General features: G+C 64.2%; 24 protein-coding genes. 12 read left to right on the top strand and 12 right to left on the bottom strand.

Annotated features, from left to right (window positions below):
• Nucleotides 1-18 precede the first annotated feature (18 nt).
• The 4 genes from NCT05_RS16345 (at nt 19) to NCT05_RS16360 (ending at nt 5112) form a co-directional block, all read left to right on the top strand.
• On the top strand, nt 19-1614 hold the full coding sequence (locus NCT05_RS16345) for a GMC family oxidoreductase (RefSeq protein WP_250502725.1): 1596 nt from the start codon (nt 19-21) through the stop codon (nt 1612-1614).
• Nucleotides 1611-2819 carry a cytochrome c gene (locus NCT05_RS16350; protein WP_250502726.1) on the top strand — a complete coding sequence of 403 codons (1209 nt, stop codon included), beginning with the start codon at nt 1611-1613 and terminating at the stop codon, nt 2817-2819. The genes NCT05_RS16345 and NCT05_RS16350 overlap by 4 nt, the downstream gene beginning before the upstream one ends.
• 153 nt (nt 2820-2972) lie before the next feature.
• The gene (locus NCT05_RS16355; protein ID WP_081851854.1) at nt 2973-3710 is read left to right on the top strand and encodes a metallophosphoesterase; all 738 of its coding nucleotides are present in this window, start codon (nt 2973-2975) and stop codon (nt 3708-3710) included.
• 73 nt (nt 3711-3783) lie between these two features.
• Nucleotides 3784-5112: a DNA topoisomerase IB gene (locus NCT05_RS16360; RefSeq protein ID WP_250440393.1), complete on the top strand. Its 1329-nt coding sequence runs from the start codon at nt 3784-3786 to the stop codon at nt 5110-5112.
• Between the two features lie 13 nt (nt 5113-5125).
• Here the strand turns inward: NCT05_RS16360 and NCT05_RS16365 are convergent, their stop codons facing one another.
• The 3 genes from NCT05_RS16365 to NCT05_RS16375 form a co-directional block, all read right to left on the bottom strand.
• On the bottom strand, nt 5126-5857 hold the full coding sequence (locus NCT05_RS16365; protein WP_175982516.1) for an RES family NAD+ phosphorylase: 732 nt from the start codon (nt 5855-5857) through the stop codon (nt 5126-5128).
• On the bottom strand, nt 5857-6294 hold the full coding sequence (locus tag NCT05_RS16370; RefSeq protein WP_008353999.1) for an MbcA/ParS/Xre antitoxin family protein: 438 nt from the start codon (nt 6292-6294) through the stop codon (nt 5857-5859). Before NCT05_RS16370 ends, NCT05_RS16365 begins: the two co-directional genes overlap by 1 nt.
• Nucleotides 6295-6387: 93 nt before the next feature.
• Nucleotides 6388-6660: a DUF2866 domain-containing protein gene (locus NCT05_RS16375; RefSeq protein ID WP_008353997.1), complete on the bottom strand. Its 273-nt coding sequence runs from the start codon at nt 6658-6660 to the stop codon at nt 6388-6390.
• Nucleotides 6661-6936: 276 nt separating this feature from the next.
• Between NCT05_RS16375 and NCT05_RS16380 the strand changes: the two genes are divergently transcribed.
• Nucleotides 6937-7161, top strand: a complete 225-nt coding sequence (locus NCT05_RS16380) for a hypothetical protein (protein ID WP_008353996.1) — start codon at nt 6937-6939, stop codon at nt 7159-7161.
• A 17-nt stretch (nt 7162-7178) separates the two neighbouring features.
• On the top strand, nt 7179-7487 hold the full coding sequence (locus tag NCT05_RS16385; RefSeq protein WP_008353995.1) for a hypothetical protein: 309 nt from the start codon (nt 7179-7181) through the stop codon (nt 7485-7487).
• A gap of 82 nt (nt 7488-7569) precedes the next feature.
• Here NCT05_RS16385 and NCT05_RS16390 read toward each other — a convergent pair whose 3' ends face one another.
• Nucleotides 7570-7728, bottom strand: a complete 159-nt coding sequence (locus NCT05_RS16390; RefSeq protein WP_008353994.1) for a DUF3309 family protein — start codon at nt 7726-7728, stop codon at nt 7570-7572.
• Between the two features lie 318 nt (nt 7729-8046).
• Nucleotides 8047-9633 carry an inorganic phosphate transporter gene (locus tag NCT05_RS16395; RefSeq protein ID WP_250502727.1) on the bottom strand — a complete coding sequence of 529 codons (1587 nt, stop codon included), beginning with the start codon at nt 9631-9633 and terminating at the stop codon, nt 8047-8049.
• A gap of 182 nt (nt 9634-9815) precedes the next feature.
• Here NCT05_RS16395 and NCT05_RS16400 point away from each other — a divergent pair, with 182 nt between their 5' ends.
• Nucleotides 9816-11273, top strand: a complete 1458-nt coding sequence (locus NCT05_RS16400) for a CHAD domain-containing protein (RefSeq protein WP_250502728.1) — start codon at nt 9816-9818, stop codon at nt 11271-11273.
• A gap of 38 nt (nt 11274-11311) precedes the next feature.
• Entirely contained in the window at nt 11312-12136 is an 825-nt protein-coding gene (locus NCT05_RS16405) for a TOBE domain-containing protein (protein ID WP_034471893.1), read from the top strand.
• Nucleotides 12137-12165: 29 nt separating this feature from the next.
• On the opposite strand, the gene NCT05_RS16410 is transcribed toward NCT05_RS16405, so the two are convergent.
• A complete protein-coding gene (locus NCT05_RS16410; RefSeq protein ID WP_033536080.1) occupies nt 12166-12852 on the bottom strand; it encodes a phosphatase PAP2 family protein in 687 nt (228 codons plus the stop codon).
• A 332-nt stretch (nt 12853-13184) separates the two neighbouring features.
• Here NCT05_RS16410 and NCT05_RS16415 point away from each other — a divergent pair, with 332 nt between their 5' ends.
• Entirely contained in the window at nt 13185-14345 is a 1161-nt protein-coding gene (locus NCT05_RS16415; protein ID WP_008353987.1) for an extracellular catalytic domain type 1 short-chain-length polyhydroxyalkanoate depolymerase, read from the top strand.
• Between the two features lie 139 nt (nt 14346-14484).
• Nucleotides 14485-14658 carry a DUF3563 family protein gene (locus NCT05_RS16420; RefSeq protein ID WP_008353986.1) on the top strand — a complete coding sequence of 58 codons (174 nt, stop codon included), beginning with the start codon at nt 14485-14487 and terminating at the stop codon, nt 14656-14658.
• A gap of 70 nt (nt 14659-14728) precedes the next feature.
• Here the strand turns inward: NCT05_RS16420 and NCT05_RS16425 are convergent, their stop codons facing one another.
• From NCT05_RS16425 to NCT05_RS16445, 5 genes are all read right to left on the bottom strand, one after another.
• Nucleotides 14729-15148, bottom strand: a complete 420-nt coding sequence (locus NCT05_RS16425; RefSeq protein WP_250502729.1) for an organic hydroperoxide resistance protein — start codon at nt 15146-15148, stop codon at nt 14729-14731.
• Nucleotides 15149-15279: 131 nt separating this feature from the next.
• Nucleotides 15280-15741, bottom strand: a complete 462-nt coding sequence (locus NCT05_RS16430) for a MarR family winged helix-turn-helix transcriptional regulator (protein ID WP_250502730.1) — start codon at nt 15739-15741, stop codon at nt 15280-15282.
• 104 nt (nt 15742-15845) lie between these two features.
• Nucleotides 15846-16667 carry a BPSS1780 family membrane protein gene (locus tag NCT05_RS16435; protein ID WP_008353981.1) on the bottom strand — a complete coding sequence of 274 codons (822 nt, stop codon included), beginning with the start codon at nt 16665-16667 and terminating at the stop codon, nt 15846-15848.
• Between the two features lie 8 nt (nt 16668-16675).
• A complete protein-coding gene (locus NCT05_RS16440; RefSeq protein ID WP_250502731.1) occupies nt 16676-17644 on the bottom strand; it encodes a homoserine kinase in 969 nt (322 codons plus the stop codon).
• Between the two features lie 120 nt (nt 17645-17764).
• The gene (locus NCT05_RS16445) at nt 17765-18175 is read right to left on the bottom strand and encodes a hypothetical protein (RefSeq protein ID WP_008353979.1); all 411 of its coding nucleotides are present in this window, start codon (nt 18173-18175) and stop codon (nt 17765-17767) included.
• Nucleotides 18176-18406: 231 nt separating this feature from the next.
• Between NCT05_RS16445 and NCT05_RS16450 the strand changes: the two genes are divergently transcribed.
• A complete protein-coding gene (locus tag NCT05_RS16450; protein ID WP_008353978.1) occupies nt 18407-19933 on the top strand; it encodes an AMP nucleosidase in 1527 nt (508 codons plus the stop codon).
• A 57-nt stretch (nt 19934-19990) separates the two neighbouring features.
• Here the strand turns inward: NCT05_RS16450 and NCT05_RS16455 are convergent, their stop codons facing one another.
• Nucleotides 19991-20740 carry an LOG family protein gene (locus NCT05_RS16455; RefSeq protein WP_008353977.1) on the bottom strand — a complete coding sequence of 250 codons (750 nt, stop codon included), beginning with the start codon at nt 20738-20740 and terminating at the stop codon, nt 19991-19993.
• A gap of 1 nt (nt 20741) precedes the next feature.
• Between NCT05_RS16455 and polA the strand changes: the two genes are divergently transcribed.
• Nucleotides 20742-23480: a DNA polymerase I gene (gene polA / locus NCT05_RS16460; protein WP_250502732.1), complete on the top strand. Its 2739-nt coding sequence runs from the start codon at nt 20742-20744 to the stop codon at nt 23478-23480.
• Nucleotides 23481-23497: the final 17 nt, after the last annotated feature.

Genomic DNA, 23497 nt, shown 5'->3' on the forward strand with positions numbered 1-23497 from the left:
CAAGACAAGGGCACGCGCATGGCGGGTTCCACTTCGGCGGACGTCGTGGTCGTCGGCTCGGGCGTGGCGGGCAGTCTCGTCGCGTACCGGCTGGCGAAAGCGGGCGCGTCGGTGATTCTGCTCGAAGCCGGGCCGCGTCTTGCGCGCTGGCAGATCGTCGAGAACTTTCGCCGCGCCGCCGACAAGCGCGATCTCTGCGCGCCGTATCCGCTCGCGCGTCACGCGCCGCGCCCCGAGCCGATGAATCCCGGCGCCTATCTCGTCGATCGCGGCGCGACGCCGTACCAGCCGCAATATCTGCGGCTCGTCGGCGGGACGACGTGGCATTGGGCCGGCGCGGCGTGGCGCCTTTTGCCTTCTGACTTTCGCGTGAAAACGCTGTACGGCGTCGGGCGCGACTGGCCGTTTCCCTACGAGACGCTCGAACCGTGGTACGGGCAGGCCGAAGCCGATCTGGGCGTCGCGGGACCGGACATCGATCTCGGCTCGCCGCGCTCGACACCTTATCCGATGGACGCGCTGCCGCTCTCGTGGATGGACCGGCGCGTCGCCGAGGTGCTCGGCGCGCAGTCGTATCGCGTGGTGCCCGAGCCGATGGCGCGCAACAGCCGTCCGTACGACGCGCGCCCCGCGTGCTGCGGCAACAACAATTGCATGCCGATTTGTCCGATCGGCGCGCTGTATCACGCAGCGTCGCACGCCGACAAGGCCGAACGCGCGGGCGCGGCGCTCGTCGCGCAGGCGGTCGCGTATCGCATCGAGGCGAACGATCGCGGCGAGATCGTCGCGATCCATTGCAAGGACCCGAACGGCCTCTCGACGCGCGTGACCGGCAGGCGCTTCGTCATCGCGGCGAACGGCATCGAGACGCCCAAGCTGCTTCTGATGTCGACGTCCGCGCGGTTTCCGAAGGGCATCGGCAACGGCTCGGATCAGGTCGGGCGCAATCTGATGGATCATCCCGCCGCGAGCGTCAGCTTTCTCGCCAACGAGGCGCTGTGGCCGGGACGCGGGCCAGTGGAGATGTCGTCGATCGTCGATTTCCGCGACGGGCCGTTTCGCGCGCAGCAGGCGGCGAAGAAGCTGCATCTGTCGAACGCGGCGCCGACGCTCGCCGTCACCCGGAATCTGCTGGATAAAGGGCTGACCGGCGGCGAGCTCGACCGGCAGATTCGCGAGCAATGCGCGCGCAGGCTCACGTTCGGCAGCTTTCACGAGCAACTGCCGTCGAGCGAAAATCGCGTGATGCTGTCGGCGCAAAAGGACGCGCTCGGCTTGCCGCGACCGGAAATCGCGTATTCGATCGACGATTACGTGCGCAAGAGCGCCGCCGACACGCACGCGCAGTTCGCGCGCATCGCCGGGATTTTCGAGGGCACGGAAATCGAGCACGACGATTCGCTCGGCGCGAGCAGCCACATCATGGGCACGGCGATCATGGGCCGCGATCCGAACGATTCCGTCGTCGATGACGAATGCCGCGCGCACGATCATCCGAACCTGTTCATCGCCGGGAGCGCGGTGATGCCCGCGGGCGGCTCCGTCAACTGCACGCTGACGATCGCGGCGTTGTCGCTGCGGCTCGCCGGCACGATCGAGGCGTCCCTGCGATGAAGGCGCGGCTCGCGTGCCTGATCGTTCTGCTGGCGTGCGCGTCCGGCGCCGCCCAGGCGCAAACCAGAGTCGAGCAAGGCGAATACCTCGTGCGCGCGGGCGGCTGCATGAGCTGCCATACCGCCCGCTCGGAATCCGCGCGGCCGTTCGCGGGCGGCAGGCCGATCCCGACGCCGTTCGGCGACGTGTTCGCGCCGAACATCACGAGCGATCGCGAAACGGGCATCGGCGCATGGACCGACGCGCAGTTCATCCGCGCGATGCGCGAGGGCATCGGCAGGAACGGCGAGCGGCTTTATCCCGCGTTTCCGTACACGTCGTACACGCTGCTTTCCGACGCCGATCTGCTCGCGATGCGCGCCTATCTCGCGACCGTGCCGCCCGTGCGGTCCGCGACGCCGCGCAACACGCTCGCGTTTCCGTTCGATCAGCGCTGGCTCATGGCGCTGTGGAATCTTCTCGAGTTTTCGCCGCGGCGCTTCGTGCCCGATCCGTCGAAGAGCGCGGAGTGGAATCGCGGCGCGTATCTCGTCGAAGGGCTCGGGCATTGCGGCGAGTGCCACACGCCGCGCAACCGCATCGGCGGGCTGATGGGGAGCAAGCGGCTTGCCGGGGCGACGGTCGCGGGATGGCAGGCGGGCAATCTGACGCCGGATCGCGTCGCGGGCATCGGCGCGTGGCGCGACGACGAACTGCTGCGCTTTCTGTCGACGGGCGCCGCGCCCGGCCGTGCCTATGCGCTCGGACCGATGGCCGAAGTCGTCGCGACTGGCACGCAGCATCTGACGCCCGCGGATCTGCGTTCGATGATCGTGTATCTGCGCGCCGTGCCGCCCGTCGCGGCGAAAGACGCGCGCGTGAGCGACCCGGCGCGGGCGGACACGACATCGATCGATTCGGAAGGCGCGCGTCTTTACGCCGCCGCGTGCGCCAGTTGCCATGGCGCGACAGGCGAGGGCAGCAAGCCGTTTCCGCCGCTCGCGCGTGATGGCGGCGCGGCGGCGGCGAGCAATCTCGTTCTCGTGATCCTGCGCGGCGTGAATCGCAAGACCCGCGATGCGCACGCGCTGATGCCCGCATTCGACGCGCAATTCACCGACGAGCAGATCGCCGTTCTGAGCAACTTCGTGACGCGTCAATTCGGCGATCCACGCGCGTCGATCGATGCGAAAGCCGTCGCGCGGCTTCGCGTCATCGGGCAATAACTGCGTTGCAAAAAGGTCGGGAACAGCACTTTTTACGTCGACCGGACGCGCCCCGGTAACGCCGCTGTAACGAGTGTGCGCGCGGCTTGCGTATTGCTTGCAAAAGCGATCCACCCCGCACACGGCGTCATTGACGAGCGCTATCATCGGCGCATGAATGGTCCTACCTATCCTATCGTCTGCAGGCATCCCGCCAATGATCTCGGCCGCGATTTCGTGGTCGGGGATCTGCACGGCTGCGTCGATGCGCTGCGTTATCTTCTGCACGAAATCGGTTTCGACGGCGCGCGGGACAGGCTGTTCTCCGTCGGCGATCTGGTCGATCGCGGCACGGATTCGCTCGCGGCCATCGATCTCATCGACAAGCCGTGGTTTTATCCCGTGCTCGGCAATCACGAGGATGCGCTGATCGCGGTCGCGACCGGCGCGATGCGCCGTCAATCGTGGTACGCGATCGGCGGCGCGTGGGCTGAAACCGTGCCCGACGATCAGCTTGCCGCGCTCGCCGCGCGGCTCTCGACGCTGCCGCTCGTGCGGATCGTCGGCGAGGGCGAGCGGCGCTTCAACGTGCTGCACGCGGAGTTCTTCGGCAACGACGCCGAACTCGATGCCGGCGACTATCACGAAGACGTCCGCGGGCAGATCCTTTGGGGCCGCAGCCTTGCGCTCGGTCACGCGGACCCCGGGCTGCAATTCGGCCTGTCGCCCACTTACTGCGGCCATACGCCGACGCGCGCGGTGAAGCAGATCGGCTCGCAGATTTACATCGATACGTGCGCGTTCGCGCCCGAAGGCCGGCTCACGATCGTGCAGGCCGGCACCGACGAGCGCTGGTCCGTAAAAGAGCGCTGGGCGTCGTCCGAAGGCGCGCGCGAACTCGCGCTGCCGTGACTCCGGTGCAACGCGGCACGCACGTTGCTCGAATCTTCGCCATCGATAGAAGACCAATCAGGCGAGGCGCGCGGTGGCGAAAATCGGAACGAACAACGAGACAGGCGGCGGGGCCGGCGACCGCCTGACGGCCGACGTGCAGGGCTGCCCGGATGATTTGCCGCCCGGCCTGCGCTACGTGGACGATTCGCGGCGCGGCTATACGCGCGAATGGATCGACGGCGCGTTCGCGTACTTCAACACGCAGGGCAAGCGCATCGACGACGAAGCCGAGATTCGCCGCATCAACGCGCTCGCGATTCCGCCCGCTTACACCGATGTGTGGATTTGCCCCGACTCGCGCGGCCATCTCCAGGCGACCGGACGCGATGCGCGCGGTCGCAAGCAATATCGCTATCACCCGCAATGGCGCGAAACGCGCGACGCGAACAAGTACGAACGCATGCTCGCGTTTTCCGCGGTGCTGCCGAAACTGCGCTCGCGGGTTACGCGCGATCTGGCGCTCGACGGCATGCCGCGCGACAAGGTGCTCGCGACCGTGGTGCGTCTGCTCGATACGACGCTGATCCGCGTCGGCAGCGAGGAATACGCGCGCGAAAACCGCTCGTACGGACTGACGACGTTGAGAAAGCGGCATCTGAAAGTGTCGGCGGGAACGTTGCGGTTCAAGTTTCGCGGCAAGAGCGGCATCGAGCACGATGTCGCCGTGAGCGACGCGCGGGTCGCGCGCATCGTCAAGCGCTGCATGGATCTGCCGGGGCAGGATCTCTTCCAGTATCTCGATGAGGACGGCGAGCGCCATTCGGTCTCTTCATCCGACATCAACGAATATCTGCGCGAGATCACCGGCGCGGATTTCACGGCGAAGGATTACCGGACGTGGGCGGGCAGCGTGTTCGCGCTCGCGGCGCTGAGAAAGCTGAAATGGGAGACGGTGACCGAGGCGCGCAAGCATGTCGTCGGCACGGTGAAGGAAGTCGCGCAACTGCTGCGCAATACGCCCGCCGTGTGCCGCAAATGCTATGTGCATCCGGCCGTGATCGAGGCGTTCGAAGCCGGCGAGCTCGCCGAATCGATGCCCGCGTCGCGCCGTCACGGTCTCAAGACCGATGAAGCCGCGCTCGCGATCTTCCTCGAAAAGGAAGCGAAACGCCGCACGCGCGAGGCGGCGCGCAAGAACCGCAAGGGCGCGACGCCAGGCGACGCGCGCCTGACCCGGCTGCTCGGCGAATCGAGCCGCAAGGCGCGCGCGGGTGCGCTGAAATCGAGCGGCAAGAACGCGGCGTCGCAGGCGCTCGAGCAGGTCGGCAAGAAAGCGGCGAGAAAGGCGGCGCGCCCGGCGTCGAAGAAGCTCTCGCGCACGCGCACCGAAACGGCTGTGGCGATCGGCTCGGGAAGGTGAAACGTTTGCCCGTTCAGCCGACCTGATTCAGCTCGAACACGTAGTCGATCGCCTCGCCGTTCCAGTTGTATTCGAGATACGCCGCGTGCCGGCAGTCGCGCAGCATCGTCGTGCGCAGGGCGGCGAGGCATTCGCCCTGCGGATCGCGCACCGAGGGATACACGATCCCCGGCGCACCGGCCGCCCGCACCGCGCGTCCGAGCGCCTTGCCCGGGCCGTAGTCGTCCGGCGCGAGGATGCGCGGATCGAGGCCCGTTCGCGCGATCGCGTCGCCGCGCAGATCGACGACATCGCCGTGCGCCCGCACTGTGTAGAGACGCATCTGCTGGCGCGTCGGCGCTTCGTTCGTCGCGGCGAGAAAAAGCCCGGAGTGATAGCGCGTTTCCGCGATCGCCGTCTGCCGGTCGCGGCCGCAGTAAAAGACGCCGTAGCTGCCGTCCGAGAAACGGCTGCCGTTCGGATTCAGATGCGTGAACGCCGCCATGATCGGCCCGCAGCCCGGCCCGAAACAGCGCTCTTCCGCGGGCACGAGATCGAGTTCGCCGATTTCGGTGCGCAGGCGGTCGTTCGTCATCGCCTCCAGTGCGTAGAGCGCTTCGAAATCCTGCGGTGACGCCACGCGATCGAAGAGATTGACGGCAGGAAAGCGCGTGGGAATCACGCGATACGCCGGCGACCAGTCGAGCAGACTGTGCGGCCACTGTTCGCGCCAGTTCGGTGTGTCCTTGCTGAATGCAATTCCCATCACGCCCAGCCGCCTCGCATCGCGTCGAGATATTGGCGCACGGCAACGAGATCGCTGATATTGCCCGCCAGCAGCCGATCGAGCGCCGGACGCCCGCCGAACGGCGGCGCGGCATTGGGGCGGCGGATCCAGGTATCGGCGGCTTTCGGATCGGGGAGAAGGATTTGCAGCGCCTTGTAGATGCCGAGAATCAGCGAAAGGCGCTCGAGCGTGTCGCGAGCGAGGCGGGCGGATTCGGGGTCCTGCTTCCATTTGAAATAGGTGGAGCGCCCCGGCGAGCCGAGCAGCGTGATCTGCTCCTCGGCGGATAGCGCCCAGTCGCGGGCGATATTGAAGAAGGCGCGTAGACCGGCAGCGGATAGATCACCCGAATCCAGCGCCGGACGCGGCACCGGACGGCCGGCCGACGCATGTTCGGCGCGTGCGGCGTTGGGCATGTCGTTAAGTCTCCAAAGGAACTTTGCAATAATATTAGTCCACATTTGGATTAATGCAAGCCCGCCATGCGCTTTTTGACTCGAAGCGCCGGATCAGTCTTCGTCGTCGGTCGGGCCGTAGCGGCGGCCCGGTACGTGGGATTTGAGCGCATCGGCGATTTGCGACGGCGTGCAGTCGGCGGGAAAGACGCGTCGCTGCACGCGCTGGTCGGTCTTCGACGCCCATTCGACCATTCGGTAAGGCGCGCCCCACGGCGGCTCGACCGGCAGGGAAAGACGGCATTCGCGCAGGGTGAGCGCGTATTGTTTGCGCATCGTCGGAGCGAGATTGGCGAAGCTGCGGCGCGCGGCGGTGTTGGCTGGCATGGCACGTTCCTCACGGTGATGGCTCGGCCGTCCGGTGCGGACGGCGGCAACGGAGCCGGATCGCGAGACGAGTGTGTCGGCGCAGAATTAAGAGGGACTTAATCGCGCGCGACGCCGCATCGATGCGCGGCAAAACGCCGCTGCGAGCCGCCGAAGGCCGATGCATGCGCCGGTCAAGAGGCGCTTCGGCATTTTCGCCACGACGCGCGCCGCCTGTTTGCCGCGGCGTCGGCTTACTGTATATTCGTACAGCTTGTCCGCAACAGGAGCTCGCCGATGAACCCACGCAACGATCCGCTCGAAGCCGCTGCGCTCGAACGTTTCATGCGCGCGACGCGCGCGGTCAACGCGGCGTTCGACGCCACGCGCGGCGAGCCGGATTTCGAGCGGGACGGGCGCTCCGTCGCGCGCTCGATCGAGCGTCTCGACGCCGCGTTGCTCGAGCTGGAAACATCCGAGCAGACGCTCGACGCCATCCTCTCGCGCAGAGCGGGCCACTAACCGTTGGAGCGAATCACTTGAAGCGCGTATTCCTGATCGTCGTTCTTCTGATCGGCTCGTCGTCGCTTTTTGCGGCCGAGCGCTACACGGAAGTCTGGAATCCTCCCGAAGCACAGTCCGTCAAGGGCAAGAGCAAGACGCACGCGGCGCCGCAGACGGCAGCCAAAAAGAAGCACAAGAGCGCCACGTCCGTGAAGCAGGTCGCCGATAAAGCCGCTATCGAACAGGCGCCGGTCACGCCGCGTTCGAAGGCATCGTCGCCGAAGCAGAGCGAGCCGGTCATCCCGCGCAAGATCGAGCCGAACGGCCAAGTGATGCGCGTCTAGACCGCGGCCGCAATCGACAAAAAGGGGCGTCCCGCCGGGAGCGCCCCTTTTTTCTTACGCGGCCAACAGCAGCCGCGCGATGTCACAACCGACCCATCAGCAACAGAACGATCACTACGATCAGCACGACGCCGACGATCCCGCTCGGCCCGTAGCCCCAACTGCGGCTGTGCGGCCAGGAAGGAATGGCGCCGATCAAGAGCAGGATCAGGATGATCAGCAGTATGGTGCCGATCGTCATTTCGACTTCTCCTTATTCAAATGATCGCGTGACGGATCGGCGTCCGGCGCAGCCTCCCAACTGTCATCGACAGTCATGCGCCGAAGGAGCGGCGGTTCGTGGCCGCCGGCACGATCAGTCTTGCGATCGACGACTGCATATGAGCAATGGCCGTGCCAGTAGCGACGAAAGCCCGCGGCATCAGGCATTGCGGGCAGTGAGCGAACGTGCGCCAGCGCAGACGAAAGTCGAAAAGGAGAGGCGAAACGAGGCGGGGCGGGCAAAACTTGCACGGCGCGCGAAAGCCTTCGCGCGCCGCTTTTTACGCAAGCGATCCGCTCAGAATAGGCCGCGGAACGCCCAGAACAGCAGGCCCGCGAGCGCGATCGAAACCGGCAGCGTCAGGATCCACGCGAGCGCGAGGCTGCGCACGGTGCGCCATTGCAGGCCGGAGCCGTTCGCGGCCATCGTGCCCGCGACGCCCGACGACAGCACGTGCGTCGTGCTGACGGGCAAGCCGTAGACATCGGCGGCGCCGATGGTCAGCATCGCGACGAGTTCCGCCGACGCGCCTTGTCCGTACGTCAGATGCGTCTTGCCGATGCGCTCGCCGACCGTCACGACGATCCGCTTCCACCCGACCATCGTGCCCAATCCGAGCGCGACGGCGACGGCGACCTTCACCCACGTCGGGATGAACTTCGTCGCGTGGTCGAGCTGCTTCTTGTAGTTGCCGAGCACGGCGTCGTCGTCCTTGGAAAAGGCGGGCGCTTTCTGCTTCTCCATGATGCGCAGCGCCTCCGACGCGATGTACATCTCGTTGCGCACGTTGCGGACGTTGCCCTGCGGCACTTCGGCCATCGTTTGGCTCGGGCGGATCTGCGCTTCGATCGAGTCGACGACGCGCTTCAGCGACGCGATCGTGTCCGGCGCGAGCGTCTTCGTCTGCACGTATTTCTCGACCTGGGCGCGCGCGTCGGCGGCGGGCGGAGCGCCGTTGCTGTAGCGCTGCAATACGTCCGATGCGCTGCGGCTCACCGCGACGAACGTCTGCGTTTCGCTCGCCGTCACGGCCTTGTTCAGCGCGTAGGCGGTCGGCACGGTGCCGATCAGGATCAGCATGATGAGGCCCATGCCTTTCTGGCCATCGTTCGAGCCGTGCGCGAACGACACGCCCGTGCATGTCAGGATCAGCAGACAGCGGATCCAGAACGGCGGCGGCGTGTTCTTCTCCGGCTCTTTGTAGAGCGCGGGCACGCGCACGACGAGCTTCAGCACGTAAAGCAGAAAACCCGCGAGGATGAAGCCGACGAGCGGCGAAAACAGCAGCGACTTGCCGACGGACATCGCCTGGCTCCAGTCGACGCCCGACGTGCCGTTCGTGCCGTGCAACAACTGGTTCATGAGGCCGACGCCGATCACCGAGCCGATCAGCGTATGCGAACTCGACGACGGCAGGCCGAGCGCCCAGGTGCCGAGATTCCAGATGATCGCCGCGATGAGGAGCGCGAAGACCATCGCGAAGCCCTGCGAACTGCCGACGCCGATGATCAGTTCCACCGGCAGCAATTGCAGGATGCCGAACGCGACCGCGCCGCTCGAAATCAACACGCCGATGAAATTCCATGCTCCCGACCAGACTACCGCTAAGTTTGGCGTCAACGAGTGCGTGTAAATTACAGTGGCGACAGCATTCGCCGTGTCATGAAAACCGTTGACGAATTCGAAGCCGAGCGCAATCAGGAGCGCGACGCCGAGCAGAATGTATGGAAGCGCCGACGATTCGCGAACCGGCGCGAGATCTTCGAGCAGATGCAGGACGCAGTACACCGCGCCCGCGCCGATGGCGAGCAGAAAGAGCAGTAGCGCGAGGCGTTGTCCGAGCGTGCGGCCCGTCTGGGATTGAGGAAAGGCAATCTGGTTCATGAACGCGTCCTTGGGGCTGGTCCTGCGCGAGGTCGTATCGGAAAGGTGAAAAAGCAGACGAGAAGCGTTTCAGAAGCTCAAATGGGCATGTTTCCCGGCGCATGTGTCGATTTCATGAATCGGGAAACGGCAGCCATTTCGTATGAATTGACGGGCGGCGTCAGATCGCCCGGGGAGACTTCATGACGATGTGGATCGAGGTGACGCTGCACGCGCATCGATCGGACGATGGAGCCGAGGACGCGCTGCATCGCGTGGCCGCATTCGCGGGCGCGGAACCCGTCCGGACGCGCTTCACGACGCGCGAGATTCCGCTGAAAACGCCGCGATGGCGGTTGTCGATCGAAACGCTCGAGGGCGCGCGCACGCTGTGCGCCGTGCAAAAAGAGAGCGTGCCGATGCCCGGCTTCACGCGCTATCGGACTTTCGCGCGGCCCGCGGGTGAGGATCTGGCGGCGTCGCTGATCGAATTCGCGCATGCCGACGACGCGCTCGCCGAGCCGCTCGCGAACGCGCATCGGGATATGGCGGCGGACTCGGAAGCCGGGCGCGAGATCGAACGCATCGAATGGCGCGTCGATGCCGGCGGCGCGGACATTCTCGCGTCGCTCGAAACTTCGGAAGGGGAACCGCCGATCTTGCGGCTCGCGGCGCCCGCGGTGAACGGCGCGCTGGACGCCGCCTTCGGGCTCGCGGGCGAGGTGATCGACGCCGCGCCGTTTTTCATCGCGCCGGACGACGAGCACGCATCGCAAGCGGAACCTGTGCATGCCGCGAAACTCGACCTGCCGCGCACGGCGACGCGCCGCGAAGCGTTCGTCGCCATCGCGGCGTCGGTGGCGGGGCAGTGGTTCGGCAACGCGGCCGCGTCGCGCGCGGGTCTGGGCGACGAGCACGTGCATCAGTTGCGCGTCGCGCAGCGTCGGCTGAAGACGCTGCTGAAGCTCTTTCGCGACGATATCGACGACACGTGGAATGCGCGCATCGCGCCCGATCTGAAGTGGTTCGGCGACCTGCTCGCCGATGCACGCGACTGGGACGTCTTCACCGACAGGACGCTGCCTGCCTACGCCGAATCGGACGACGACGCCACGCGCTGGCAACCGGTCATCGCCGCTGCGGACGTGAAGCGCCGCGTCGCGCGCGACAAGGTGCACGACGCGCTGGCGTCGAAGCGCCATGCACGCCTGATGCTCGCGTTCGTCGAATGGCTCGCGCGGTTCTCATCGCAGGAAGACGAGTCGCCGATGCGCTTTGTCAGCTTTGCCGAAAAACGCATCCGCAAGGACTACCGGCGTATCGCGCGCGCGCCCGATCTCGCGTCGCTCGAAGCGCATGAGCGGCATCGCGTCCGCATTCATGCGAAGCGCCTGCGATATGCGCTCGAATTCTTCCGCTCGGTGACGTCGCGGAGAACGCGTACCGACACGGCGAAGCTGCTCGGCGAATTGCAGACGGTGCTCGGCGAAGCAAACGATGCAGCCGTCGCCGCCGATCGGCTCGCGGCGCTCCCCGAAGCCACCGATTATCAGCGCGGTTTCGCGCGGGCCTGGGGTGCGGCGTCGGCGCGCAAGGACGCGCGCGAAGGCGAGCGGCTGCTGCGTTCGATGCACCGTCCGCGTGTGAAGGCATCGATATAATCCGTCCCATTGTTTCAGCACGATCACAGAGGCTAGAGATGAGTAAAACAGCACCGTCGAAGGTGCGCGATCCGCTGGAACTCGGTGGCTCCGTATGGCTGCGCAGCGGCACGGAGACGCTCGGGGGCGCGGCGCGCATTGCGCTTCTGGCCGCGATCCGCGACACGGGATCGATCACCGCCGCGGCGAAGGCCGTGGGCATGAGCTACAAGGGCGCGTGGGACGCCGTCGACACCATGAACAACCTTGCCGGCGAACCGCTCGTGACCAGCGCGGCGGGCGGCAAGGGCGGCGGCGGCACAACGCTCACGCCATCAGCGTTGCGTCTCATCGACACGTATCACGCGATCGAACGCGAGCATCGGAAATTTCTGGAACGGGCGGGCGCGGCCATCGAAGGCTTCGCCCACGATTGGGAACTGATCGGAAGATTGGGAATGAAAACAAGCGCACGCAACCAACTGGCCGGCAAGGTGACGAAGGTCACGCGTGGAGCGGTGAACGACGAAATCGAACTCGGCTTGCCCGGCGGGCAGACGATCGTCGCGGTCGTCACGCACGAGAGCACGCAGGCGCTGGGCCTGAAGGAAGGCAGCGATGCGTTCGCGCTTATCAAGGCGTCGTGGGTCATGCTGATGGAAGACACCGGCGCAAAGCTGTCGGCGCGCAACCAGTTGCGTGGCACGGTTGCCAGTCTGACGAAGGGCGCGGTGAACGCGGAGGTTTCGCTGTCGCTCGACGGCGGCACGACCATCACCGCGATCATCACGAACCAGAGCGCGGACACGCTCGGCCTGACGCAAGGTCAGAAGGCCGTTGCGGTGATCAAGGCGTCGAGCGTGATTATCGGCGTGAACGATTAAGGCATCATGCAATGAACGCAGCGGCCGCGTCAGGCGGCCGCGCGGTCGTCCTGCGGCAGTTCAGTGCGGCGTTCCGGCGCGCGAAATTTCTTCGACTTCCAGCTTGCCCGCACATACGGACGCTCATGGCCCGACAGCCCGAGCGCGATTTCCGTGATCCATTGCTGCGTCGGCACGGGCACGCCGTGCAGCGCCACGACGACCGCCGCGAGACTCGCGGCGACGGGCGCCGGCGCGAGCCTGCCGGACTCGGCGCGCCACGCGAACCACACGAACGCGAGCGCGACGACCGCGCCGAGCGCGCAACCAGCGACCACTTCCGATACCGAATGCGCGTCGAGCACGACGCGCGACACGCCCACCCATACGCCCAGCAACAGACCGAGCGCGACGCCGATGGCGCGCCACGCGCCGCGCGCGGGCAACAGCGCGACGAAAATCGCTACGGGCAGCACCGCTGTGGACATCAGCGCATGTCCGCTGACGCCGGTGAAGTCGAGATGGCGCACGCCGATACCCCAGCCGATAAACGCGATCTTGCTCAACGCGACGAGGCCGCTCGCCGCGCCGAGCAGTGCGAGCCACGCGACAGAATATTTCCATCGATAGCCGACGGCGAGCCATGCGGCGACGATGAGGGCCACCGGCCCCATCACGCCGACGCTGCCGAGCGCGGTCACGGAGATCCAAGCGGAAACGGGTAGGTCTACGGTCATTGGTTTTGTGGGAATAAGGGTTGCTGCAGTGCGGCAGCGGCGAGCGGGCCGTTCTGCCGGCGGCTGGCGCTTCGACACGCTGCCGCAAATTCGCTCCAGTATAACGCTTGGGAACATACTGAATTATCCGACATTGCTTAAAGCGAGTTGACGGTTACATCGCGTAACTATCGTCTAATTTTGGCTATCTTCGCGATTTGCTGTTAATTCATCCCGAGATCTGTGCGCTCGAGGCAGGTAATCCAGCCGTTTTGATGTTATTGTGCAATGCACAACACGGCGCGCGTTTTCGTCGCGCCATCCCATTGCATGAAGTGGAGGACCCAGCCGAAATGTCCAAAAGCCTTACCAAGCTCTGGTTGCGCGGCTTGAGACGCCTGGTCGCCGGCCAAGTCGAAGCGATCCGCACACCCAAGCCCCGTGCGGCGGCCAAGCCCGCGCGCGCGAAAACCGTCAAGTCGAAACTGAAATCGGGGGCGTCTGCGAAGGCGGCAACAGCGCCCCGCGCCAGCGCGCGTCCCGTGCCGCGCGAATCGCGTGTGCGTCCGCGCGCGTCGGCGTGGGCGCGCGGGAAGTGGGCGCGCTCGTATCATTCGGCCCCGCCGACGAGCGGCCGCTTCGTCAATCACATGTCCTACGCGCTCTATCTGCCGCCGAAAGCCGGGTCCGAGCCGGTTCCGCTCGTGGTCATGCTGCACGGTTGCAAGCAGAACGCCGACGAATTCGCGCAAGGCACGCGCATCAATCTGCTTGCCGATCGATACGGATTCGCGGTGCTGTATCCGGAGCAATCGAAGCACGATCACGCGCATCGCTGTTGGCGCTGGTATGACGATTCCGGTAGCGCCGGCGGTGGCGAAGCTGCGTCCGTCGTCTCGCTGGTGAACGCGATGGTCGAGCAGCACGATCTGGATCCGGAGCGCGTCTATCTCGCGGGCATGTCCGCCGGTGCGGGACTCGCGGCGCTGCTCGCCGTGCGTTATCCGCACGTGTTCGCGGCCGTCGGCCTGCACTCGGGCGTGGTGTTCGGCGAGGCGCGGTCGGCCATCGGCGCGATGGACGTCATGCGCCGCGGCGCGCGCAGCGATCCCGTCACGCTCATCGACGCGGCTGTCGACGTTCGCGATTATCCGGGCATGCCGGCGATCATCGTGCACGGAGAACTGGATTCGGTGGTCGCGGCCGCGAACGCCGAGCAGCTCGCCAAGCAGTTTCTGCGGCTGAACGGCTTCATCGACGCCGCAGGCAATCGCCGCGCGGGCGAGGCGCGCGAGGAAGCGCATCCGGATGGTGTCGTGACGGACTATTTCAAGAACGGCCGACGCGTGGTGAAGACGTCGATCGTGCGCGGCCTGGGCCATTCATGGGCCGGCGGCGACGATACCGTCGCTTTCCACTCGTCCAAAGGACCGGATTCTTCAGCGGTGATGTGGGAGTTTTTCAAGCACCAGCGGCGTCCGAGCGAGGCCGCGCGCGATGCGTACGTCGCCTGACGCCGGGCGCGCCGTGTTGCAGTTGTTGCAATTTAGTCTTTAGTATCAGCGTTCTAGCGATTAGGGCTGGCGTTGGATCAGGGATTACCCTATAATCCGCTTCATAGGTAGTAACCCCAGTATTCAAGCGAGGCCCACCATGTTCCTGCTCAGCCGTATTTTCCTGTTCCTGACCAAATCCGCCGATGAACGCGATCGCGCGCGCGACGACGCTTATCTCGCCGAAGCCACGGACATCTACGATCTCGAATATCGTATGAAGAAGCTGGATCAGCGTGCTACGGCGCGTCACCCGGCGTGGATGTCCAACTAAGCTCTGCCTTCGACGGTTCTGGAACATGCCGGCCTTTTAGGCCGGCATTTTTGTTTCCGCTCGCGTCGTCTCAGACGAGCTTCACGCGCACATCCACGTTGTTGCGTGTCGCGTTCGAGTACGGGCAAACCTTGTGTGCTGCATCGACCAATGCCTGAGCGTCGGGCGCGTCGAGGCCCGGCAGCGACACGCGCAGCTCGATATCGAGCTTGAATCCGCCTGCATCGTTGGGACCGACGCCCACGTCCGCCGTTACGCTTGTATCGGCCGGCACTGCGTGCTTTTGCTGACCCGCGACGAACTTCATCGCTGAGAGAAAGCAGGCGGAATAGCCCGCAGCGAACAATTGCTCGGGATTCGTACCCGGTGCGCCCGTTCCGCCCAGTTCCTTCGGCGCGCTCAACTTCACATTCAATTGCTCGTCCGAGGAAATGGCGCGGCCATCGCGTCCACCGGTGCTGGTTGCCGTCGCCTTGTACAGGATGCTCATCGTTTCTCTCCTTATGTTTCGGTTCTCAGATCAATACTGCGTTCACCACGGCGTAAATATATCGCGCTATTAATTAGTGTGCAAATTAAAATTCGACGATGGGGCCGTTAGCGTGTTGCTATCGGTTCGGATCAGCCGTCGATGTACTCGCCGAGGGAGGCGCGCAGCCGCACCAGATCGTTGCGCAGACGCAGCATCGCGTCGATGTCCGAACCGGAGGCGCAGTAGATTTCGCTGGGAATCGCGCGGGCGGCTTGTTTCAGCGCGGCGCCGGCGTCGGTCAGTCGGATGTGAACCTGGCGCTCGTCTTCCACGCCGCGCACGCGCTCGACGTAGCCCTGCGCTTCGAGACGCTTGAGAAGCGGTGTCATCGTCGCGGAATCGAGCGAGAGGCGCGCGGCGATTTCCTTGACCGTGAGGTCGTCGGATTCCCAAAGCACGAGCATCGCCAGGTATTGCGGATACGTCAGCCCGAGCTTCTCCAGCAGCGGCTTGTACGCCTTCGTCATCGCGAGCGAAGTCGAATAGAGCGCGAAGCACAGCTGCTGATCGAGTTCGAGCGGAAACTCAGGCAAAGCGTTTGACGAGGTCATGACAGAGGCGCGGCGAAAGGCCGGGATGGCCGATCTCGCTAGTGTACGTGCAATGCTTCGCGCACGAATCATCGCCGCGCCCGTTCGAAGAGCGCGGCATCCGGTCAAGCCTTGGGCGTGCCCGGCGCGTCGGGAATGTCCGGCGAATCGGGGGACTGCACGCCGAAACAGCCGCGATACGTCGCGTAAAACGAGCAATACAGCGCGGTCGTGACGATGATCGATGCCGGCATCAGCACCGCGAGCGCCATTTCCTGTCCCACGCCGAGCGCCTGCATCAGCGTGGTCAGGCCGAACGAGACCGCGAGCGCGATCACGATCCACAGCACGCCGTAAAAAATGAACGCGCCGCGATTGCGCCAGCACGAGACGAGGCTGAAGAACAGCGCCTTCGCGGGCGGCACGTCGTGCCACGCGACGAGGATCGGCGCGAACCAGAACAGCATCGCGATCGGGACATAGCACGCCATCGCGACGAGCACCGCGAGCGGACTGAAGCTCGCGGCAACCGTTTCCGGATCGCCGCTCGGGCCGTCGCCCATCATGATGCTGAGCAGCGTGCCGCCATCCACGAGCGCCGACGCCATGAAGATGACCATCATCGCGACGATGTACAGCGCGCCCAGCGCGAGCAGCCTGCGCGCGACGACGCTGCCGTACGAGCGGAATCCGTCGACGAGAATGGTCGGCCAGACGGGCTTGCCCGCGATCGTGTTGCGGCACGCCGCCATGAAGCCGACCGCGACCCCCGGAATGAACAGCAGCGGCAGCAACGGGCCGACGAGCGGCACACGGGAGATCAGCGTCATCACGAACAGATACGCGAAGAACACCGTGAGGAAGGCAAACGGGTTGCGGCGGAACAGCCAGATGCCCTGACGGAACCACACGTAGCCGGTCTTGGCCGGAACTTCGATCAGTCGCATGTTGCTGGTTATCGATTGGCGGGAGAAGCGGCTTTGACGCGTTCGCGCAGAATGCGTTCGAAATGGCCGGGATCGTGCGCTTTGAGCATTTGCGCTTCGCGCGGGCGATGAAAGTCGAAAAGGCGCGAGACCCAGAAGCGCATCGCGCCGGCGCGCAGCATGTCGTTCCAGTGACGCTCTTCGGCGGGCGTGAACGGACGCACCGTCTGATAGGCGCGCAGCATCGCATCGACGCGCGCGGGATCGAGCACGCCGGTGGCGAGATCGATGCACCAGTCGTTGACCGTTACGGCGACATCGAACAGCCACTTGTCGACGCCCGCGAAGTAGAAGTCGAAGAAACCGCCGAGGCGCGCGTGCCCGCGGCCGTGCGCGAACAGCACGTTGTCGCGGAACAGGTCGCAATGGCACGGGCCTTCCGGCAGCGACGCGTAATCCGCCGAGCCGAAAAATTCAGCCTGATGCGCGAGTTCGTCTTCGAACAATGCCCGCTGCTCGCCGCTTAAAAATTCGGCGATCGACGGCGCCTTCTGCTGCCACCATGAAAGGCTGCGCAGATTCGGCTGATGCTGCGCAAAGTCGCGCCCCGCGAGATGCATGCGCGCGAGCATCTGCCCCACTTCGATGCAATGCGCGGACGTCGGCGCGAGTTCGGGCGCGCCTTCGAGCTTCGTCACGATCGACGCGGGCTTGCCATGCAGCATGCCGAAGAGCGAGCCGTCGCGGCGCGGCATCGGATCGGGCACCGGCACGCGATGCGAAGCCAGATGGCGCATCAGATCGAGATAGAACGGCAGTTGCGCTGCCGTGAGATTCTCGAAGATCGTGAGCACGTACTCGCCGTGCGTCGTCGTGAGAAAGAAATTGCTGTTCTCGATGCCCGACTGGATGCCGCGAAATTCGACGACATCGCCGAGATCGTAGTCTTGCAGCCAGTCGCCGAGGTCGGCGTTGGTGACGGGAGTGAAGACGGCCATGCGGGAAACGTCGGTCAGGTTGGACGGCCAGGAAGAGGCCGGTGAACGGTGGCGCCGGGCATGCAGCCACGGTGCCGCGACCCGCCCGGAAAGAGCGGGTCCGAAGCCATCTTTAAGTGATCAGTAATGCAGGTTGATCGACGGCAGGCGCGTACTGGCCTTGCCGTTGTCGCGCACTTGCGGCGACGTGTCGGCGGGCGCGCTCATCTGATAGCGCGTGCCGAAATTGGAACGCACGTCGATTTCGACGGGCTTGCCCTTGTCGCGGAATTCGGTGATCTCGGTGCCGTTGGTGCTCAGCTCGTGATAGCTCGGTGTGCGCGGCGGCGAAATCTCGACTTTCGAGCTGACGTTCGCGGGCGGACGGTTGATGGATTTCAGATCGGGCAGGCCCGCCGCTTCTTCCGGCGACATTTTCTGCACCGCCGGTTGGGGTTCTGCGTTGGCGGCTTGCTGCGCCGGCTGCGCGAATGCGCCGAAGCTTGCTGCGGCGAGGACTGCCGCGGCGGCGGCGCAAAGGTGCGGCTTCATGATGGTTCTCCAGGCGATGGCCGGATTCTAACAAAACGGTTGCTGACTGAGCGGCGCGCGCGCAGCCAACGCCTTATTTTGCGCCGCTTTCGCGAAATTTGACTTCGAACGTCAAAAACGTGTTGCGAGGTGTGATCGCACGCACTCACGTGAGGAGGGACTTCATGGTCCGCACATTCTTCCGTGTTAATGTCGATTCATTACGAGGGCATCGAAGAAAGACACAAGATCATGACAAACGACCGGACTCAAAGCACGCAGGGCACGCCTGCCAACGATTTTCCGACCGAATCCTTCGAAGATCCCGCTGCGGCGGTCGCGCGTCTGTCGGCGATCTATGAAGCGAATACCGCATTTCTGCGCGATGCATTCGCGCGCTATCGCCGCAACGAGCAGTTCACGCATCGCGTGCGCGCGTGCTATCCGTTCGTGCGCGTGCGTACCGAGCTCAACTCGCAGATCGATTCCCGGCGCTCATATGGCTTCGTGGCGGGGCCGGGCATCTACGAAACGACGCTGACGCGTCCCGATCTTTTCGGCGATTACTATCGCGAGCAATTGCGACTGCTGACGAAGAACCATCACGTCGGGCTCGAAGTCGGTGTGTCGGCGCATCCCATTCCGATTCACTTCGCGTTCGCGGAAGGCATCCATCTCGAAGGCGATCTCGATCGCGACCGGCTGCTCGCGATGCGCAATATCTTCGATACGCCCGACCTCGCGCTGCTCGACGATCGCATCGTCAACGGCACGTACGAGCCGGGGCCGGGCGAGCCGCACCCGCTTGCGCTCTTCACGGCCGCGCGCGTCGATTTCTCGCTGCATCGGCTGAGGCATTACACGGCCACGTCGCCCACGCACTTCCAGAATTACGTGCTGTACACGAACTACCAGTTCTATATCGACGAGTTCGTGAAGCTCGGCCGCACGATGATGTCGCGCGCCGACGACGAGGAAACGCGCGCGTATCGCAGCGCGTATTCATCGTTCGTCGAACCGGGCGATGTCGTCACGTACAACGCGAATCTCGGCGAGCAGCCGGAGGAAGGCGCGCAGCCCGCGCGTCTGCCGCAGATGCCCGCGTATCACCTGAAACGCGCGGACGGCAGCGGCATCACGATGGTGAACATCGGCGTGGGGCCGTCGAACGCGAAGACGATCACGGATCACATCGCGGTGCTGCGTCCACATGCGTGGATCATGCTCGGACATTGCGCGGGGCTGCGCAATACGCAGCGTCTCGGCGATTACGTGCTGGCGCACGGCTATGTGCGCGAGGATCACGTTCTCGATGACGATCTGCCGCTTTGGGTGCCGGTGCCTGCGCTCGCGGAAGTGCAGGTTGCGCTGGAGCGCGCGGTGGCGCAGGTGACGCAGCTCGAAGGCGTCGAACTGAAGCGCGTGATGCGTACGGGCACCGTCGCGAGCGTCGATAACCGCAACTGGGAGTTGCGCGATCATCGCGAGCCGGTGCGGCGTTTGTCGCAAAGCCGCGCGGTGGCGCTCGATATGGAGAGTGCGACGATTGCGGCCAATGGATTCAGATTCCGCGTGCCGTACGGAACGCTGCTATGCGTGTCCGATAAGCCGCTGCACGGTGAATTGAAGCTGCCGGGAATGGCGGATCAGTTCTATCGCGCGCAGGTGGATCAGCACTTGCAAATCGGCGTCAAGGCGATGGAACTGCTGCGCGAGAATGGGTTGTCGAAGCTGCATTCGCGGAAGTTGCGCAGCTTCGCGGAAGTGGCGTTTCAATGATGCCTTCTGCGTGAGACGATGCGAGCGGTTCATGAAACCGCTCGCATCGAGTCTCGATTAAAGATAGAACATCCGATCCTCATCCGACTTGCTCTCAGCCGGCTGTTCGACCGATTCCTCGCGATCCTCATAGAAGCGCAACACGGCTTCGAGCACCTGATCCGGATCGTCGATGACTTGCATCAGGTCGAGATCCTTTTCGCTGATGACGCCGTTGGTCAGCAACGTGTTCTTGAACCAGTCGAGCAGGCCGGCCCAGAACTCCGCGCCGACGAGCACGATGGGAACGTGACGTGACTTCTTCGTCTGGATGAGCGTGAGCACTTCCGCGAGCTCGTCCAGCGTACCGAAGCCGCCCGGCATCACCACGACCGCGTCCGAGTTCTTCACGAACGTGACCTTGCGCGTGAAGAAGTGACGGAAGCGGAGCGAAATGTCCTGCCACTGATTGCCCGATTGCTCGTGCGGCAACTCGATGTTCAAGCCGACCGAAGGCGACTTGCCCGCGTGCGCGCCTTTATTCGCCGCTTCCATGATGCCCGGCCCGCCGCCGGATATGACGGCGAAGCCCGCGTCGGAGAATTTCTGCGCGATTTCGATCGTGAGCTGATAGTACGGCGACTCCGGTTTCAGACGCGCCGAACCATAGATGCTGATGGCAGGGCGGATCTCCGAGAGGTACTCGGTCGCCTCGATAAACTCTGCCATAATCGTGAACATCTGCCACGATGCGCGAGCCTTCTTGGCCGTCGCGCGCTCTTGATCTGCGAGCGATCGCAGACTCGGAATCACTTTTCTCTTGTTCATAATGCCTGAAGAACTAAGTCTTGAAGGTAAGACCCTGCTATTGGTCGACGGTTCTAGTTACTTGTACCGGGCCTACCATGCAATGCCGGACTTGCGAGGCCCCGACGGCGGGCCCACCGGCGCTCTGTATGGAATGATCAACATGCTGCGGCGCTTGCGGCGCGAAATCAATGCAGAGTATAGCGCGTGCGTATTTGATGCCAAAGGCAAGACTTTCCGCGACGACTGGTACGCCGACTACAAGGCCAACCGCCCTTCGATGCCCGAAGACCTCGCGAAGCAGATCGAGCCGATCCACGTCGCCGTGCGCGCGCTCGGCTGGCCGCTCGTGATGATCGAGCGCGTCGAGGCGGACGACGTCATCGGCACGCTCGCGGTCGAAGCCGAAAAGCGCGGCATGAAGGTGATCGTGTCGACGGGCGACAAGGATCTGGCTCAACTCGTGACGGATCATGTCACCCTCATCAATACGATGACCAACGAAACGCTCGACCGCGCCGGCGTGCTCACGAAGTTCGGCGTGCCACCGGAGCGCATCGTCGACTATCTGTCGCTCATCGGCGATACCGTCGACAACGTGCCGGGGGTCGAAAAATGCGGTCCCAAGACAGCGATCAAATGGCTCACGCAATACGAAACCCTTGATGGCATCGTAGAGCATGCGAACGAGATCAAGGGTGCGGTAGGAGACAATCTGCGCAAGGCTCTGGACTTCCTGCCGATGGCGCGAAAGCTCGTTACCGTGCACACGGAGTGCGACCTCACATCGCAAATCGAATCGATCGATGCGACGCTTCAATCGCGTCCCGAGTCGCGCGACGAACTGCGCGACGTGTTCCTGCGTCACGGCTTCAAGACGTGGCTGCGCGAAGTCGAAATCGCCGATGCCGTCGAAGGCCCGACCGATACGCCGCCCGCCGAAGTCACCGAAATCGTGCATCACTACGAGACGGTGCAGACATGGGAGCAGTTCGATGCGTGGCTCGAGCGCATCAATGAAGCGGAGCTCACATCGTTCGATAGCGAAACCACGTCGCTCGATCCGATGACCGCGCAGATCGTCGGCATGTCGTTCTCTGTCGAGCCGGGGCATGCGGCGTACATTCCGGTCGCGCATCGCGGGCCGGACGCGCCCGAGCAACTGCCGCGCGACGAAGTGCTCGCGAAACTCAAGCCGTGGCTCGAAGATGCATCGAAGAAAAAGGTCGGCCAGCATCTGAAGTACGACGAGCAGGTGCTCGCCAATTACGGCATCGAAATGCGCGGCGTCGAGCACGACACGCTGCTGCAATCGTACGTGCTGGAATCGCATCGTCCGCACGACATGGACAACCTCGCGTTGCGTCATCTCGGCGTGAAGACGATCAAGTACGAAGACGTCGCGGGTAAGGGCGCATCGCAGATCGGCTTCGATGAAGTGCCGCTCGACAAAGCCTCCGCGTATGCGGCCGAAGACGCCGATATCACGTTGCGTCTGCATCAGGCGCTCTATCCGCAAGTGGCGCAGGAGGAAGGCTTGTTGCGCGTGTATCGCGACATCGAAATGCCGACTTCGCGCGTGCTGCGCAAGATGGAACGAAACGGAGTCCTGATCGATCGCGAACGGCTCGAAGCGCAGAGCAACGAGATTGCGAAGCGGCTCATCGATTTGCAGGCGCAGGCGTACGAATTCGCGGGCGGCGAGTTCAATCTCGGCTCGCCGAAGCAAATCGGCCAGATCTTCTTCGAGAAGCTGCAATTGCCGGTCGTGAAGAAAACGCCGAGCGGCGCGCCTTCCACCGATGAAGAAGTGCTGCAGAAGCTCGCCGAAGACTATCCGCTGCCGAAGGTGCTGCTCGAGCATCGCGGGCTGTCCAAGCTCAAGTCCACTTACACGGACAAGCTGCCGCGCATGGTCAACGCATCGACGGGACGCGTGCATACGAACTATGCGCAGGCCGTCGCGGTGACGGGGCGTTTGTCGTCGAACGAGCCGAACTTGCAGAACATTCCGGTGCGAACGGGCGAAGGGCGGCGCATTCGCGAAGCGTTCATCGCATCGCCGGGCTGCAAGATCGTATCGGCGGATTACTCGCAGATCGAGCTGCGCATCATGGCGCACATTTCCGGCGACGAATCGCTGATGCGCGCGTTCAGGGAAGGCGAAGACGTGCACCGCGCGACGGCGTCGGAAGTGTTCGGCGTCACGCCGCTCGAAGTCGACAACGATCAGCGCCGCATCGCGAAGGTCATCAACTTCGGCCTGATCTATGGCATGAGCTCGTTCGGGCTCGCGTCGAATCTCGGCATCACACGCGATGCGGCGAAGCTTTATATCGACCGCTATTTCGCGCGTTATCCCGGCGTTGCCGCGTACATGGAAAATACGCGCGTGATCGCGAAGGCGAACGGCTTCGTCGAAACTGTGTTCGGCCGGCGTCTGTGGCTGCCCGAGATCAATGGCGGCAGCGGGCCGCGCCGTCAGGCGGCGGAGCGCGCGGCGATCAACGCGCCGATGCAGGGCACCGCCGCCGATCTCATCAAGCTCTCGATGATCGCGGTGCAGGACTGGCTCGAAGCGTCGGGCATCGGCGCGAAGATGATCATGCAGGTGCACGACGAACTCGTGCTCGAAGTGCCCGAAGAGGCGCTGCCCGAGGTCAGGAAGCGCTTACCTGAACTGATGTGCGGCGTCGCGAAGCTGAAAGTGCCGCTCGTCGCGGAAGTGGGCGTCGGCAACAACTGGGAAGAAGCGCACTGAAATTCCCGGTGCAAGGA

Origin of the sequence: Caballeronia sp. AZ7_KS35 (assembly GCF_023631045.1) — a bacterium.
Lineage (GTDB): Bacteria > Pseudomonadota > Gammaproteobacteria > Burkholderiales > Burkholderiaceae > Caballeronia > Caballeronia zhejiangensis.

Bases quoted from the DNA above. Each gene is read 5' to 3' on its own strand.
- NCT05_RS16355 (WP_081851854.1), top strand. From the start codon at position 2,973: ATGAATGGTCCTACCTATCCTATCGTCTGCAGGCATCCCGCCAATGAT.
- NCT05_RS16450 (WP_008353978.1), top strand. From the start codon at position 18,407: ATGACAAACGACCGGACTCAAAGCACGCAGGGCACGCCTGCCAACGAT.
- NCT05_RS16370 (WP_008353999.1), bottom strand. From the start codon at position 6,294: ATGCCCAACGCCGCACGCGCCGAACATGCGTCGGCCGGCCGTCCGGTG.
- NCT05_RS16415 (WP_008353987.1), top strand. From the start codon at position 13,185: ATGTCCAAAAGCCTTACCAAGCTCTGGTTGCGCGGCTTGAGACGCCTG.
- NCT05_RS16435 (WP_008353981.1), bottom strand. From the start codon at position 16,667: ATGCGACTGATCGAAGTTCCGGCCAAGACCGGCTACGTGTGGTTCCGT.
- NCT05_RS16405 (WP_034471893.1), top strand. From the start codon at position 11,312: ATGAGTAAAACAGCACCGTCGAAGGTGCGCGATCCGCTGGAACTCGGT.
- NCT05_RS16395 (WP_250502727.1), bottom strand. From the start codon at position 9,633: ATGAACCAGATTGCCTTTCCTCAATCCCAGACGGGCCGCACGCTCGGA.
- NCT05_RS16420 (WP_008353986.1), top strand. From the start codon at position 14,485: ATGTTCCTGCTCAGCCGTATTTTCCTGTTCCTGACCAAATCCGCCGAT.
- NCT05_RS16455 (WP_008353977.1), bottom strand. From the start codon at position 20,740: ATGAACAAGAGAAAAGTGATTCCGAGTCTGCGATCGCTCGCAGATCAA.
- NCT05_RS16425 (WP_250502729.1), bottom strand. From the start codon at position 15,148: ATGAGCATCCTGTACAAGGCGACGGCAACCAGCACCGGTGGACGCGAT.
- NCT05_RS16410 (WP_033536080.1), bottom strand. From the start codon at position 12,852: ATGACCGTAGACCTACCCGTTTCCGCTTGGATCTCCGTGACCGCGCTC.
- polA (WP_250502732.1), top strand. From the start codon at position 20,742: ATGCCTGAAGAACTAAGTCTTGAAGGTAAGACCCTGCTATTGGTCGAC.
- NCT05_RS16380 (WP_008353996.1), top strand. From the start codon at position 6,937: ATGAACCCACGCAACGATCCGCTCGAAGCCGCTGCGCTCGAACGTTTC.
- NCT05_RS16440 (WP_250502731.1), bottom strand. From the start codon at position 17,644: ATGGCCGTCTTCACTCCCGTCACCAACGCCGACCTCGGCGACTGGCTG.
- NCT05_RS16350 (WP_250502726.1), top strand. From the start codon at position 1,611: ATGAAGGCGCGGCTCGCGTGCCTGATCGTTCTGCTGGCGTGCGCGTCC.
- NCT05_RS16345 (WP_250502725.1), top strand. From the start codon at position 19: ATGGCGGGTTCCACTTCGGCGGACGTCGTGGTCGTCGGCTCGGGCGTG.
- NCT05_RS16365 (WP_175982516.1), bottom strand. From the start codon at position 5,857: ATGGGAATTGCATTCAGCAAGGACACACCGAACTGGCGCGAACAGTGG.
- NCT05_RS16375 (WP_008353997.1), bottom strand. From the start codon at position 6,660: ATGCCAGCCAACACCGCCGCGCGCCGCAGCTTCGCCAATCTCGCTCCG.
- NCT05_RS16390 (WP_008353994.1), bottom strand. From the start codon at position 7,728: ATGACGATCGGCACCATACTGCTGATCATCCTGATCCTGCTCTTGATC.
- NCT05_RS16400 (WP_250502728.1), top strand. From the start codon at position 9,816: ATGACGATGTGGATCGAGGTGACGCTGCACGCGCATCGATCGGACGAT.
- NCT05_RS16430 (WP_250502730.1), bottom strand. From the start codon at position 15,741: ATGACCTCGTCAAACGCTTTGCCTGAGTTTCCGCTCGAACTCGATCAG.
- NCT05_RS16445 (WP_008353979.1), bottom strand. From the start codon at position 18,175: ATGAAGCCGCACCTTTGCGCCGCCGCCGCGGCAGTCCTCGCCGCAGCA.